Consider the following 13,196-nt stretch of genomic DNA (forward strand, 5'->3'; position numbering starts at 1 on the left):
TGGGAACCTTAAGTGCGACAGGAGGGAACTTTTAATACGACACCTGGGAACCTTAAGTACGACAGGAGGGAACTTTTAATACGACATCTAGGAACCTTAAGTACGCATAAATTAAAAAATTGACGTACTTAAAGTTTTATATTAAATTATAAATAGAGTTAATTATTGGGTGGAGGAATAGGGATGGATAGAAATGAAAAAAATATAGTTATGAAAAATAACATAATTATAAAGGCTAAATACAATATATCTACATTAGAGAATAGAATATTTTTAATGCTTTTATACAAATTACAAAAAAATAATGATGATGTAATTAAATGTGAAATTTCTCATGAAGAGTTTAAAACTATAATAAAGAAAAAGCAAACTAGTTCAATAGATTCGATTTCAAATTTATTAGTTAATTTAAGAAAGCAAAGTATTTATTTTAAAGATGAAGAGGGATGGGGTGAATATGGTTTTATAAATGGATTTAAATATATAAAATCTAGAAAAACTTTTAAAATTGAAGCATCTAAAGAAATACATACGTATATAAAAAATTATTTGGATACTGGGTATACACCTATTAACCTAGCTATATTTTTTGGACTTATAAATCCAAATGCTCAAAGATTTTATGATTTATTAAGGCTTTGGAGTGGAACAAAGTCTATTATAAATTATAAGGTAGATGACCTCAAAGAACTTTTGATGATTGAAGGTAAATATGATAGATACAATGATTTTAAAAGAAGGATAGTAGTTCCAGCTATAAAAGAACTTAATGAAACTGGGTATTTTGATATAGATTTTAAAGAGAATAAAGTTGGTAGAAAGGTTGACTCTATTGACTTTATAGTACAAGATTTGGATAAGCGAAAGTATTTCAGCAAAGATGATGTTATAAATGAAATTCCTAATTCTATGTTAGAAGATGTTGTAATACCTTACGATGAAAGAGATAGTGAAAATCAAGATATTATAAGTTTATATTCAAATGATATAGACCAATTAGATAGAAAAGATATATTTGTACCAGATGAATCAGTATTTACAACGGGGACATTAAGAAGTTTTAAACTTGATTTTAAAAGTATTGATTTTAAAAATCAATATATGGAGAAAGCCTTTAATGATGCGGTAATGATTACATTTGATAAGGATAATGTAGAAAGTATAAAAGCAGTATCTTATAAATTTTTTAAAGGTACTTTAGATAATAAAATTATCGAGTATAGAATTGAGGAACAACAAGATATCAAACATAGACAAGAGATGGAAATGCTTTGGTAGATGATATTAGTATATTACATGTAAAAATAAAAATAGGATAGTTTATCCTATTTTTATTTTTACTAATATTTTAAATAATTTAAATAAATTAATCTTCTTGATCAAATTCTTTTAGTTTGCTGCTTCTTAATTTATAAAGATATATTGATGATATAAAAAAGCATATGAAAAATACAATACCTAGAATTATTCCCTCCGCATAATTAGATCCTAATAAAGTAGCAATAAAACCAAATCCAATTGAAACTATTAATGAAACTATTGTATGTATAATTAGAGATTTTTTCGGTGATTTAATTTCATCATATTCAACAGAGATATCTAAAGACATATAACAAAGTACGGTACTAACTAAAATAAGCAGAAAAAATAATGGACTATCAAAAACAGCTCTTGCCCCATTATTTATAAAATTCCAAAGCAAAATTACCATAATACCTAGTGTCTCTAAAATAAATGCAACTTTAATATGTTTTAAATTTTTAATTTTTAATCTTTCATCATTAATTACTTTCATTTAAATCCTCCTTATTAACCCAAAATATTTCATCTAATTTACTTTCTACTACATAGCAAATTTGTAGACATAAATTTAGAGATGGGTTGTATTTACCTTTTTCAATCAAACTTATTGTTTGCCTAGTAACTCCTACTTTATCTGCTAACTGTTGTTGAGTTAAACCTACTTTTACACGTGCTATCTTTACTTTATTTTCCAAAATATTATCCTCCATACTATGAATTGTAACATATATATTACAAAATGCAATATATATGTTACAAAAACTTTATTAAACTAATTCCTATATTTTTCAGTATTATAATATTATTATAATTAAAAAAGGCACATAATATTAATGTGCCTTGGTTTATATATTGTGTTTTAAATCTGTTTTATCTTGATTAAACACTTATGTAACGATTTTTTTAGTACTTTCTAAGTATCTATCTGAAAGTTTATAATAAAACTTTGGTATCATTTGAGCATAATTTAATCCATCTTTTCTAGTGGCTACAATTTCCTTATAGTCCTGTCTAATATCTATAAAACCTAGTTTTTCAAGAGAATTTAAACAGTCTGAAATAACTTTACGACTTTTGTAACTAAAGCCCATATTGTCACATATCTCTTCTTGAGTTAAGCAAGTATCTCCATTTCTTAATTTATATAATAAAATAAGATAAATTCTAATTATATTATCATTATTTGATTTTTTAAGGATTTTCAAAGCAACATTACTTATTGTAACATATTGTTTCAATACTTCTGTAACATCACATTTTACACCGTAATTTAAAATATATACAGGATTATCTTTATTGTCTTTAGTTAGTTCAATTAACTTTATATCTCCATCAACATTGCACTTTCTAAGTTTTATAATATCCTTTTTTAATTTAGATTCACTAATTCCTATTTCTTGAGCGATTTCTTTTAGCCTAGAGTCTAGCTTTTCTTTATATATGAATCTATTATTTTTATTCTTGTAATTGCCTCCCCAGTTGCTTTCTAACATTATTGATCCATAGGTTCTTAAGTCTATTTGTCTATTTCTTAAGATTTCATTTGAACTTGGCATTGGTAGGCAAAAAACCTCCTTGACGGGTTTCCCTGAAATGGCTGTGTCCTCTTTAATGTAATCATTTTTAAACAGCATATATCTTTGATATTCAAGTTCTTTTATATGAATTCGTCTGAGCCTATAAGTTTCACTTTGTTTGTAATTCTCAAAAGCCTCCAAAATAGGATTATACTCTGTTGTTTTCTCAATTCCCATACTTTAATTGCCTTTCTTTTTAGTTAATTAAGCTAGATACATTGTGGTTGATTATTATAACTTAATCTAGCTAATGCCTGAATGCTCCCCTGAAATATTCAGACGTTTTTTACGTAAATTATAATAACATAAAAATAAAAATATGAAAAATTTACCTTTTATTTATAAAAATTACCCTACAACCTTTACTTATCATACTTTATTACGCTACATTTTGAGAAACGGACGAAGTAGTTGGCGATAGGAGTGAAGCGACTTTTCATATAGAATAAATAATTAAAAACATAACAATACAAAGAAGATAATCTATAAATAGATTATCTATAATAAAGAATGTAGACAAAAGTATACCACCTATGTAGACTATCGTGCACAATCATTGGAATGACTATAACTGAGATATGTACTTCTTAGAAATGATTTAATATGTCAATTTGATAACTGTGAAAGTAATGAAATTGAGAGGATTTAAAGGTTATACTTTTTTATAGTTTTATAGATTAAATTTATATATATATTTAGAGCGTATACTATACTATTTGAGCTGATAGGACGCGATAAGAACGGTTTTGTAATTGAAGTTGACTAACTAGTTATGTTTGTTATAAAAATGGAAATTAGGGCTTATTAATAGAGGATATGTATTATTGATATATTTAAGTTTACATAATATAATAATAGTAGTAAGGGGGGGATTAGATGAAATTTGATAATTTTAGGTATAATGTAACATTGTCTGATATACCAGAGGCATATCAAGATATTGCTTCAATGATGGGAATAGATAAATTTATTGAGTTTTGCTATTTATATGGTGGTGGCAATATATATTTTCCAACAGTAAAAACTCTAAAAAATCACTTTAGAAATGATGAAATATTAGAGCTGTATAGAGATGGAATGGCAATTGTAGAAATAGCAAGAAAACACCAAATTAGTCCAAACTATGTTAGATATATAGTTAAAAGAAGTGCTGATTTAATAAATTATAATAGTTGAAGCAGTATTTGGAACAATTTTTTATAGAAGAAGAAATATACATAAGTAAATTAAGTTAAAAGTAGAGATAGAAAATAAAGTAATAGATTTTAATATATATAAATAACCGAGTAGGTACAGGTATATAGCTATTAAGAAAAGTATTTATTTTAGATGATTTGTTATCTAAGATAAATACTTTTTTTACGTTAAAAACTTCAAAGATATAAAAAAGATGAATTTACACCTTGACAACTATAATTGTCATAAACTATTATTATATTGACAATTATAGTTGTCATCATGGTGATAAAAATAGTCAGGAGGAATTACATGCCATTAAATAATCGATTAAAAGAATATCGAGCTAAAATTAACGTAAATCAGACTGAGATGGGGAAATTAGTTGGAGTATCTAGGCAAACGATAAGTCAAATTGAACGTGGAGACTATTCTCCATCAGTTACTTTAGCATTAAAGATAGCAAAGATATTAAATGTGAGTGTAGAAGATATTTTTATTTATGAGGAGGATGAGATTGATGGATAATAGCCGTGTAAATGAGATTAAAAAAGAAGATAAGAAGGCTTTTAAAGGTTTTTTTATTATATTAATAATTAGTACAATTCTTGGAGGCGTTTTTGGTTCTACTTATAGCAATTTAAAAGAAGTTTTTGGGGAAAGTTTATCTAGTTTAGTAATAAATATACTTGAGGTAATTACACCATTTGCAAGTCTGGCTCTTTCTATATTAGTTATAATAGTAAGTACAATAGTATATACTAATTCACGAAAAGGATATGATTTGTGGAATCAAGCGAATGAAGATGATAATAGCATTGATAGAATTGAAAAAAATTTATCTTACTTAATGTTAATTATTTCAGTAAATCAAATTTTAGGATTTTTCTTTATGGCAACTGGAGGTATGTTGTTACCTTTTGATGATATAAATGGTGATCCTAGCATGCTAAAAGCTAATTGTTTCATGATAGGATTTATATTGTGTTTTGTATCTACTACATTAATTCAGAAGAAAGTAATTAATCTAAGAAAAGAAATTAATCCTTTCTTAAAAGGTAGCATATATGATATGAAATTTTCAAAAAAATGGATAGATAGCTGCGATGAGTCTATAAAAATGAGAATATATAAAAGTTCATATAAGTCACTTAAGTGTGTTTCAACAACATGTTTAATACTTTTTTTAGTTAGTATCATAGGTTATGAATTATGGGACTTTGGTATTGTTCCTATGACAATGGTAATTATTATATGGTTAGTACAAACTGTATCTTATTGTATAGAAGAAATTAAATCTTCAAAGGTAAATTAGAATGAAAAATCTCTAAAGGCTTTATAGCTAAAGCCTTTAGAGATTTTTTTAGTTTTTAACCACGACAATCAGCAGTTTCAATTTTGAATTTACCATCTTCATCTTTTAAATAAACATACATGTCGCTGTTATCCAGTATTGATTTGTCTTCTTTTGAGACTATGTCATATTCAACTTTTACTTTATACATTCCATTCAACTTTTTAAATTCAGAAATATTAAAATCATAATTTACTAACTCATTTTGTCTATCTGATTCAAAAGTAGTTAAATATTCAATTAGACTATCTGTTATAGAACTATCGTTAGTAAAATAAACCTTTAATTTATTTAATTCTGATTCAGACGAGTAGTCTTCCATACTGTTTATTGCTTCAAAAAAACTAGTTATGGTTTGCTTACTTGAATTTTTAACTTCAGTACTTACATTTGAACATCCAACCATAAGTATCGAAATCAAAAACATTAGTAATAATCTTTTCATTATACATCTCCCTCTATTTATTAATCCCTCATCTGTTATTTTATAAATTTATTTAATTTAATTCAATAAGATATAGGTAATTAGATTATTAATGTTATTATATTTAACTATTTTTATGACTTAAACATTGTTGAATTTGGTAAAATATATGCTATGTTATAATAAATTTAAGTTATAACTAATATGTAGGAAAAACTGAAATAAAATAAGGGAGAAAGTAAATATGAAAAAAATAATTATCGGATGCTGCTTAACTATGGTTGGAGCATTTTCAAATATTGCTTTATTAATAAGCATATCATTTCATGTAAATAAATTAGGTGGGTGGTCAGATCCGCCAGGTAAATTCATGACTGCAATAGAGGGCACAGGCGCATCAGTATTAATTTTTCCAATGATAATAGCTACTATATTGCTTGGAGTTGGATTATACTTGTTGCTTCAAGACTATTTAAAAACATTATCAAACCGAGTTAATAAATAATCACTTAAAGTAAATATTAAATTATAAAATTTAAATGCTATAACGACACAAGGAGGAATATGATGAACAAATATACCAATCAGCAAATAGATGATACTTTAAATATCATAGAGTCTACAATTAGAAATTGTGAAAAAATACAACCTAAATTCAAAGAAGGGACACCTCAACTCTCTCTTTCTAGAAATCGTATAAAGGCTTTATATATTTCAAAATCTTTAATTACAAGTCAAGAAAAGGACTACACACAAGAAGAATTATTAAAATCAGTACCTCAAGTTACTTCTATTATTAGTAAAAGTCAAAAGGCAATGATTAATGCAAAAGAAGGTACAGGAACATATACACGTTTAAAAAAGATAATAGATGCAATGACAATTTCATTATCATATATTGAAGATGCTATAAATCAAGATAACTAATTACTAAATAGCAATTTATGATGGATTAAATCGTATATTGTGATTAAAAATTTGAATATATAGATAATTATTCATTTAAATAAAATTACAACCTGCTAACTTGATTAATGTATACTTTAGTGCTACTATTAATTTGCAAAATCCAAATTTTGGATAAAAATGGGGGCGTTTTAAAGTGAATAATACACAAATAAAAGAATATTTAAATTATTTTATCGAACAATATTTTCAAGAAATAGAAAATCTACCATCAAGTGATATATTAAAAATAGCTGATTCTAGTCAACTTGAAAAAATTAAAAATATTAATATACCCAACGAAGGTAGAAAAATTCAAGAAGTTATAAATGAAATGATTGAAGATGTTTATGATTATAGAGGGAAAGTAGATCACCCAAGATTTTTTGGATTTGTACCTGGACCAGCAGATATTACTTCTTGGATTGGGGATGTTATGACAAGTGCATATAATTTACATACTGCAAGCTGGATGATATCATCTGGTGCAAGCTGTATTGAAAAAAAATTAATTGAATGGTTATCTAAAAAGGTAGGATATGATACAACTAAATCTGTTGGGTTATTTGTCTCAGGAGGTTCTATGGCAAATATTACCGCTTTAGTAACTGCGAGAGATAATAAACTTTCACCGGAAACATTTCATTTAGGAGTTGCTTATGTCTCTGATCAAACACATAGTTCCATTAAAAAGGCTTTAAAAATAGCTGGGATATCTCCTCAAAACATAAGAAAGATATCTTCTGATTTAAATTATAAAATGAATATAAGTGAACTTGAAAGAACGATACAAGAGGATATTTTAAAAGGATTAAAACCATTTGTAATAATTGCAAGTGCTGGAACAACTAATACAGGAAGTATTGATCCAATGTATAAAATTTCTAATGTATGCTCCAAGTATAAATTATGGATGCATGTTGATGGAGCGTATGGAGCATCAATATTATTATCCCAAAACTATAATAATTTATTAAATGGTATTGAAAATGCTGATAGTTTAAGTTGGGATGCTCATAAATGGTTATTCCAAACATACGCTTGTGGAGTGGTTATTGTAAAAGATAAAAATAATTCAGTAAACAGTTTTAGTGAAAATCCAGAGTATTTAAGAGATTTAGATGTAGACAATGGTCTAATCAACTATGGAAATATTGGAATGGAATTAACTAGACCTGCTAGATATCTTAAACTTTGGACTACTTTGCAGACTTTAGGTACTGATGAAATAAGTAGAAGAATAGAATATGGTATTAATATTACAGAGTATGTTGAAGAATTGCTAGAAGGTTTGGATAACTGGGAAATAATTTCAAAGCCAAGTTTAGCTATTATTAATTTTAGATATGCTCCTTGCGGTATTTCACAAAAACAAATAGAGGATATAAATAATAATATTTCTAAATTAATGCTTCAAAGTAATTATGCAGGAATATTTACAACTGTTTTAAACAATAAAGTTGTTTTAAGAATGTGTTGCATCAACCATGAGACTACTAAAGAAGACATAAAAAATACTATTGCTAAATTAGATGAATTTGCAAAGAAGTTACTAGAAGATATGGTTACCTTGGTAATTTAATATAATTAAAATAAATAATCATTTAAATTTGAGAGTTAAATAGGTGGTTATAAAATATATTTAAATACGAGTTGGTATTTATGGATAAAGGGAGCTGATAATATTTTTAGCTCCCTTTATTAATTAGTATATTATATATTTAGCATTCACCTTTGCCATAAACAAGTAACTTCGGTAATGCTTGCATTTTCAAGTTAATTTCTATTATGCTTGTGGAGGAGTTCCTTCAGCATTTGATACAACTACATCTATTTGTACTAAAGCATCTTTAGGTAAAGCTGATACCCCAACTATTCTTCTTGCAGGAACTCCGCCTGGGAAGAATGTTGCGTAAACTTCGTTTACAGCGTCTATATCTTCAATGTTTTTAAGGAATACGTTTACCTTAACTACATCATCCATAACGTGGTCAACACTTTCTATAATTGCCTTAATATTTTTTAAACATTGTTCAGCTTGCTCTTTTACACCACCAGCTACCATTTCACCAGTTTTTGGATCTAAAGGTAATTGAGCTGAAAGATGATTATAATGAGAGAAAGCTACAGTTTGTGTATGTAGAGAATCTATTGGTGCATTCTCAGTATTGTTTGCTTCTATAATTAGTCCATGTCTATCTTCAATAGCTTGTGGAGGTGTACCATCTCCATGTGATACTACTGCTTCAATTTGTACTAAAGCATCCATTGGTAAAGCTGATGCTTCAACTATTGTACGTGCAGGCATATATGCTACTGCTCTTGCTATAGCTGAATCAGGGAAGAATGTAGTATAAACTTCGTTTACTGCATCAGTATCTGAGATATTTTTAAGGAATATATTAATTTTAACAATATCGTCAAAAGGAACGTCGATACTTTCTAAAATTGCCTTGATATTCTTTAAGCATTGTACAGTTTGATCTTTTACACCATTAGCTACAATTCTACCTAATTTCGGATCTATAGGTAATTGAGCTGAAATGTTATTGTAATGAGAAAAAGCTACAGTTTGTGAAGATAAAGCACTTGTTGGTGCATTTGCTGTATTATTTGTAAGCTTTATTATGTCGCCTGCTTGTGGTGCATTCGGAATTGTACCTTCAGCGTTTGAAACAAGTGCTTCAACTTGTACTAAAGCATCCATTGGTAAAGCTGCAACTGCTACTACAGTACGTGTAGGAACATAGTTTGTAAAGTATGCTTTGTAAACTTCGTCTACAGCATCCATGTCTTTAATATTTTTAACGAATACAGTGATTCTAACAATATCATTCATAACATGATCGATACTTTCTACAATTGACTTGATGTTTTTAAAGCACTGTTCAGCTTGCTCTTTTATACCACCAGCTACTAATTTACCAGTTTCTGAATCGATAGGTAATTGAGCTGAAAGATTATTGTAATGAGAGAAAGCTACAGTTTGTGAAGATAAAGATTCTTTGTTAACGTTTTCCGAATTTCTAGATAATACTGCGTTATAGTTATTCATGATAATATTCCCCTTTTGTCATATTTATTGATAGACTTTTGAAAACCCATCTATTGATATTAAACCGTGGATTAGCTTTAATGTCAATAGATTTTATTTTTAGCATTTTAATTCTAGTATTAAGGAAAACTTGAAAACCTTTAAAACACTGTATTTTAGCATAAAATTTCCTGTTAAAATTTTACCTTTTTTTAACAGAAAATTGACTTGAATTTGAGTTCAAAATTATGAATTTTAATATGATAATTTTCACGTTTAAGTGAAATTAAAAATGGATTCTAGGAAGTGCGAATGATTGATTATATTAAAAAAGAAAAAGATTAAAGAAATTTTTTAATCTTTTTCTCAATTATAGTTGATCCTATAAGAATAAGTATAAAAAATAATATTGTCAATATGCTTATAGATAAGTCGAAATAGCATTCATTTAATATAATAAATATACCTAAAGTAATAAGGAAAACTCCTTCTGAAAAATACATTTTAGAATAAAAATTTATATATCCATCAATATCTTTTATATTTCTATGATAAGGCCATATATATTTTTTAATATCTTTAGTTTTTCTTAACTTATCACCTCTATTAAAATGCCAAATAGATGTTAATATAATTGAAGTTGCTGTTATTGTTAAAGATGACATTTATATTACCTCCATTCTGACTTTTATAACAGTTATATTTGTGTGATAGATATTACACGCTCTAAAAATTCTAGTATTGAGGATCTATTGTAAACTACAAATTTATGCTGTACTTTATCATTTGTAAATATAGAAAGTCCATTTGGTGCAAAGCCTAATGTATTACGTTTATTTACTGAATTAATATCTTTATATTCAATTCGAGTTTCACCTGTTTGAATATTTGCCAAATGAGAACCGAATACAAGTCCAGTTTTATCAAAGTAAATATGACCTCCAACGGCCTCAATACCTCTATAGTAGTTAGCTTTTACTGTTTTGCCTATATAATCTTCCAAAAAATTTCTCCCCTTTTTATCTAAGTCTAAATATTATTAGTTAATTTTATAAATTAATATATTAAGACTACTAAATTATTTTGTTCCTATACTAATACATTAGATTATTAAATCTTAAAAATCAATAAAAGTGGACTAAGATAGCTATTTTTTGAGATAAAAAACTTTACTAACTATGTAGTTTTTATTTTAAAGGAATTTTTTATTAAAATCAGAATATTAACTTAAAATAGGATAGATAAATCTTTGTATAAAGTTTAAATTAACTAAATAAAGGAGGAAAATATGAAAAAGTTGATTGTCATAATTTTTATATTATCAACAATCATGACATTAGGATGTGGTAACACGATAAGCGGAGAAAAGATATTATCTAATAAAAAATGGGAAGAAGATATTAACAATATGGACGAAAATTTAAGAAAGAAACATCCAGATTTATTTAGGTGCATATCAGAAAAAACATGGAACGAAAATATACAAAAGTTAAACTCAGACCTAAAGAATTTATCCGATATTGAGATTTCTATGAGAATAAGCCAAATTATATCTTCAATAGGGGATGCTCATACAAGTATAGATTTTCTTGAAATATTAACACCTATAGGAAAGGAAAAATTTAACTATGATGAAATAGTTGAATTTCCAATTAAATTTGACTATTTTTCAAATGAGTTAAGAGCTATAGCTAGTGATAGCCAGTATAAGAGTATACTAGGTTATTAGTTAATATCTATTAATAACGTATGTACAGATGAGATAGTAAAAAAAGTATCAACTCTTATAAGTTATGATAATCAACAATTTGCCAAAGAGCTAGCTAGGTCACAAATGCAAATCTATGAATACTTAAAATTTTTACAAATAGTGGATGGGACTAAGGCAGAGTACGTATTTGAAAATGATAATAAAGAAAAAATAAAAATAAATGTCAATGCTATAAAAAATAAAGAAGTTAATTATGTTAACTTAGATAAAACTCAATCTAAAATAAGTACTAAATTTGAAGGCAAATATGATTTTTACTGGACAAAACAGATGAAAGAAGATAATGTACTATATTTTAAATATAATAAGTGTCTAACAAATCAGGGAGCTAATATTGACAAACAGGATTCAGCTAATTATCCAGATTATTATGATTTTCATAACAATCTTTTAGAAGAAATAAATAATAATAATTATGAAAAACTTGTTATAGACTTAAGACAAAATCGTGGTGGTGCATTTAAGTTAGTTGATTTACTTATACATGATTTAAAATATAAAATAAACTTAAATAGTGAAGATATAGTAGTTATAACAGGAAAAGAAACTTTGTCAGCTGGAGCGATTTTAGCGTGGAGATTACAAAATGAATTAGGTGCAACTATAATAGGTGAGGAAACTGGTGGAAATGTAAATATATTTGGAACTGAAGGTGAATTTATTACACTACCTAATTCTAAAATAAAAGTTAAACATCCTTATAGTTTTAGAGAATTAAAAGAAGGATATAATGGAGGCGTTAAGCCAGATGTACAGATAAAACAAACATATAAAAATTACATTTATGGAATCGATGACTGCTATGAATATGTAATTAATGTTTTAAAAAAATAAAGCTATAAAATACAGTACCTGTATATTACACAGTAATTTTAAAGGAGCATTTATTTTATGTTGTAAGCCAATAAGTTTTGGTATAATCAAACTAAATTATTGAGCAATAAAAACTTTAAAGTGGGGTGTATACAATGGAATATATGGGAAATGAGAAGTTTTGGAATAACAAATTTGAAAATAGAAAAGATAGTCCACTCAATCCAGAAAAAGCACTGATTGAAAATATTATGTATTTCAAAAAAGGCTCTGTTCTTGATATAGCTTGTGGCGATGGAAGAAATACTTTATTTCTACTTAAGAATGGTTTTAAAGTAACTGGTGTTGATTTTAGCATTAAAGCCATAGAGCGATTAAAGATATTTGCTAAAAGAGCTAATTATTTAGTAGACACAAAACTAATTGATCTAAGTGATTTGAATGCATTAAGTGAGGTAGGTGTATTTGATAATATACTAATTAATCATTATAGGTTAAGCAAGGATCAACTTAATGTTATCACAAGTCATATATCAGATGGTGGAATTTTATTTATTTGTGGATTTGGCCACAAACATAAAGTAGATTCTAAAATTAGAAAAGATGACTTAATTAAGCCTGATGATTTTGAAGATATAAATAAATTTTTTGAACTAGTTAAGTATGCTGAAAATGAAGATGATAGAGGTTTCTTTGTTACTTATATTTTTAGAAAAATTAAGAAATAATATCTCAAATAACTTTAATATTTAAATATGATACATAAAAATAGATCAAACTATTTATTTTAAAAATAAGAA

The 13,196-nt window shown here is 26.6% G+C and carries 17 protein-coding genes; 10 read left to right on the top strand and 7 right to left on the bottom strand.

The genetic code is table 11. From position 1 onward, the window contains the following. The first annotated feature begins 183 nt into the window (after positions 1-183). Entirely contained in the window at positions 184-1,278 is a 1,095-nt protein-coding gene (locus BLP75_RS15725) for a replication initiation protein (protein WP_092727494.1), read from the top strand. 88 nt (positions 1,279-1,366) lie between these two features. Here the strand turns inward: BLP75_RS15725 and BLP75_RS15730 are convergent, their stop codons facing one another. The 3 genes from BLP75_RS15730 to BLP75_RS15740 form a co-directional block, all read right to left on the bottom strand. Beyond that, complete coding sequence (locus BLP75_RS15730; RefSeq protein WP_092727495.1) at positions 1,367-1,795, bottom strand: hypothetical protein; 429 nt, start codon at positions 1,793-1,795, stop codon at positions 1,367-1,369. After that, on the bottom strand, positions 1,782-1,997 hold the full coding sequence (locus BLP75_RS15735) for a helix-turn-helix transcriptional regulator (RefSeq protein WP_092727496.1): 216 nt from the start codon (positions 1,995-1,997) through the stop codon (positions 1,782-1,784). Before BLP75_RS15735 ends, BLP75_RS15730 begins: the two co-directional genes overlap by 14 nt. A gap of 192 nt (positions 1,998-2,189) precedes the next feature. After that, positions 2,190-2,858, bottom strand: coding sequence for a MarR family transcriptional regulator (locus BLP75_RS15740; RefSeq protein WP_092727497.1), 669 nt, complete (start codon positions 2,856-2,858; stop codon positions 2,190-2,192). 897 nt (positions 2,859-3,755) lie between these two features. Between BLP75_RS15740 and BLP75_RS15745 the strand changes: the two genes are divergently transcribed. The 3 genes from BLP75_RS15745 (at position 3,756) to BLP75_RS15755 (ending at position 5,370) form a co-directional block, all read left to right on the top strand. Then, positions 3,756-4,055: a Mor transcription activator family protein gene (locus BLP75_RS15745; protein ID WP_092727498.1), complete on the top strand. Its 300-nt coding sequence runs from the start codon at positions 3,756-3,758 to the stop codon at positions 4,053-4,055. 312 nt (positions 4,056-4,367) lie between these two features. Next, positions 4,368-4,583 carry a helix-turn-helix transcriptional regulator gene (locus tag BLP75_RS15750; RefSeq protein ID WP_092727499.1) on the top strand — a complete coding sequence of 72 codons (216 nt, stop codon included), beginning with the start codon at positions 4,368-4,370 and terminating at the stop codon, positions 4,581-4,583. Further along, a complete protein-coding gene (locus tag BLP75_RS15755; RefSeq protein WP_092727500.1) occupies positions 4,576-5,370 on the top strand; it encodes a DUF3169 family protein in 795 nt (264 codons plus the stop codon). Before BLP75_RS15750 ends, BLP75_RS15755 begins: the two co-directional genes overlap by 8 nt. 55 nt (positions 5,371-5,425) lie before the next feature. On the opposite strand, the gene BLP75_RS15760 is transcribed toward BLP75_RS15755, so the two are convergent. After that, entirely contained in the window at positions 5,426-5,854 is a 429-nt protein-coding gene (locus tag BLP75_RS15760; RefSeq protein ID WP_092727501.1) for a putative periplasmic lipoprotein, read from the bottom strand. Between the two features lie 223 nt (positions 5,855-6,077). Between BLP75_RS15760 and BLP75_RS15765 the strand changes: the two genes are divergently transcribed. From BLP75_RS15765 to BLP75_RS15775, 3 genes are all read left to right on the top strand, one after another. After that, positions 6,078-6,338 (top strand): hypothetical protein, encoded by a 261-nt coding sequence (locus BLP75_RS15765; protein WP_092727502.1) that lies wholly within the window; start codon positions 6,078-6,080, stop codon positions 6,336-6,338. A 62-nt stretch (positions 6,339-6,400) separates the two neighbouring features. Beyond that, positions 6,401-6,760 (top strand): hypothetical protein, encoded by a 360-nt coding sequence (locus BLP75_RS15770; RefSeq protein WP_092727503.1) that lies wholly within the window; start codon positions 6,401-6,403, stop codon positions 6,758-6,760. Between the two features lie 175 nt (positions 6,761-6,935). After that, positions 6,936-8,360 carry a pyridoxal phosphate-dependent decarboxylase family protein gene (locus tag BLP75_RS15775; protein ID WP_092727504.1) on the top strand — a complete coding sequence of 475 codons (1,425 nt, stop codon included), beginning with the start codon at positions 6,936-6,938 and terminating at the stop codon, positions 8,358-8,360. A 204-nt stretch (positions 8,361-8,564) separates the two neighbouring features. On the opposite strand, the gene BLP75_RS15780 is transcribed toward BLP75_RS15775, so the two are convergent. From BLP75_RS15780 to BLP75_RS15790, 3 genes are all read right to left on the bottom strand, one after another. Further along, positions 8,565-9,833 carry a RidA family protein gene (locus BLP75_RS15780; RefSeq protein WP_092727505.1) on the bottom strand — a complete coding sequence of 423 codons (1,269 nt, stop codon included), beginning with the start codon at positions 9,831-9,833 and terminating at the stop codon, positions 8,565-8,567. 320 nt (positions 9,834-10,153) lie between these two features. Next, complete coding sequence (locus tag BLP75_RS15785) at positions 10,154-10,477, bottom strand: hypothetical protein (RefSeq protein WP_092727506.1); 324 nt, start codon at positions 10,475-10,477, stop codon at positions 10,154-10,156. Positions 10,478-10,509: 32 nt separating this feature from the next. Further along, positions 10,510-10,815, bottom strand: a complete 306-nt coding sequence (locus tag BLP75_RS15790; protein ID WP_092727507.1) for a PH domain-containing protein — start codon at positions 10,813-10,815, stop codon at positions 10,510-10,512. Between the two features lie 285 nt (positions 10,816-11,100). On the opposite strand from BLP75_RS15790, the gene BLP75_RS15795 reads away from it, so the two are divergent. The 3 genes from BLP75_RS15795 to BLP75_RS15805 all read left to right on the top strand — a co-directional run bounded on the left by BLP75_RS15795 (position 11,101) and on the right by BLP75_RS15805 (position 13,124). Further along, positions 11,101-11,541: a hypothetical protein gene (locus BLP75_RS15795; protein ID WP_092727508.1), complete on the top strand. Its 441-nt coding sequence runs from the start codon at positions 11,101-11,103 to the stop codon at positions 11,539-11,541. 105 nt (positions 11,542-11,646) lie between these two features. Further along, positions 11,647-12,417 (top strand): S41 family peptidase, encoded by a 771-nt coding sequence (locus tag BLP75_RS15800; RefSeq protein WP_092727509.1) that lies wholly within the window; start codon positions 11,647-11,649, stop codon positions 12,415-12,417. A 134-nt stretch (positions 12,418-12,551) separates the two neighbouring features. Further along, the gene (locus BLP75_RS15805) at positions 12,552-13,124 is read left to right on the top strand and encodes a class I SAM-dependent methyltransferase (RefSeq protein ID WP_092727510.1); all 573 of its coding nucleotides are present in this window, start codon (positions 12,552-12,554) and stop codon (positions 13,122-13,124) included. The last annotated feature ends 72 nt before the right edge of the window (positions 13,125-13,196 follow it).

Origin of the sequence: Romboutsia lituseburensis DSM 797, assembly GCF_900103615.1 — a bacterium.
In the GTDB taxonomy this organism is placed as follows: Bacteria; Bacillota; Clostridia; order Peptostreptococcales; family Peptostreptococcaceae; genus Romboutsia_F; species Romboutsia_F lituseburensis.

Excerpts from the sequence above, each read along its gene's own strand:
- BLP75_RS15725 (WP_092727494.1), top strand. The coding sequence starts at position 184 with ATGGATAGAAATGAAAAAAATATAGTTATGAAAAATAACATAATTATA.
- BLP75_RS15730 (WP_092727495.1), bottom strand. The coding sequence starts at position 1,795 with ATGAAAGTAATTAATGATGAAAGATTAAAAATTAAAAATTTAAAACAT.
- BLP75_RS15740 (WP_092727497.1), bottom strand. The coding sequence starts at position 2,858 with ATGCCAAGTTCAAATGAAATCTTAAGAAATAGACAAATAGACTTAAGA.
- BLP75_RS15745 (WP_092727498.1), top strand. The coding sequence starts at position 3,756 with ATGAAATTTGATAATTTTAGGTATAATGTAACATTGTCTGATATACCA.
- BLP75_RS15750 (WP_092727499.1), top strand. The coding sequence starts at position 4,368 with ATGCCATTAAATAATCGATTAAAAGAATATCGAGCTAAAATTAACGTA.
- BLP75_RS15755 (WP_092727500.1), top strand. The coding sequence starts at position 4,576 with ATGGATAATAGCCGTGTAAATGAGATTAAAAAAGAAGATAAGAAGGCT.
- BLP75_RS15760 (WP_092727501.1), bottom strand. The coding sequence starts at position 5,854 with ATGAAAAGATTATTACTAATGTTTTTGATTTCGATACTTATGGTTGGA.
- BLP75_RS15765 (WP_092727502.1), top strand. The coding sequence starts at position 6,078 with ATGAAAAAAATAATTATCGGATGCTGCTTAACTATGGTTGGAGCATTT.
- BLP75_RS15770 (WP_092727503.1), top strand. The coding sequence starts at position 6,401 with ATGAACAAATATACCAATCAGCAAATAGATGATACTTTAAATATCATA.
- BLP75_RS15780 (WP_092727505.1), bottom strand. The coding sequence starts at position 9,833 with ATGAATAACTATAACGCAGTATTATCTAGAAATTCGGAAAACGTTAAC.
- BLP75_RS15785 (WP_092727506.1), bottom strand. The coding sequence starts at position 10,477 with ATGTCATCTTTAACAATAACAGCAACTTCAATTATATTAACATCTATT.
- BLP75_RS15795 (WP_092727508.1), top strand. The coding sequence starts at position 11,101 with ATGAAAAAGTTGATTGTCATAATTTTTATATTATCAACAATCATGACA.
- BLP75_RS15800 (WP_092727509.1), top strand. The coding sequence starts at position 11,647 with ATGCAAATCTATGAATACTTAAAATTTTTACAAATAGTGGATGGGACT.
- BLP75_RS15805 (WP_092727510.1), top strand. The coding sequence starts at position 12,552 with ATGGAATATATGGGAAATGAGAAGTTTTGGAATAACAAATTTGAAAAT.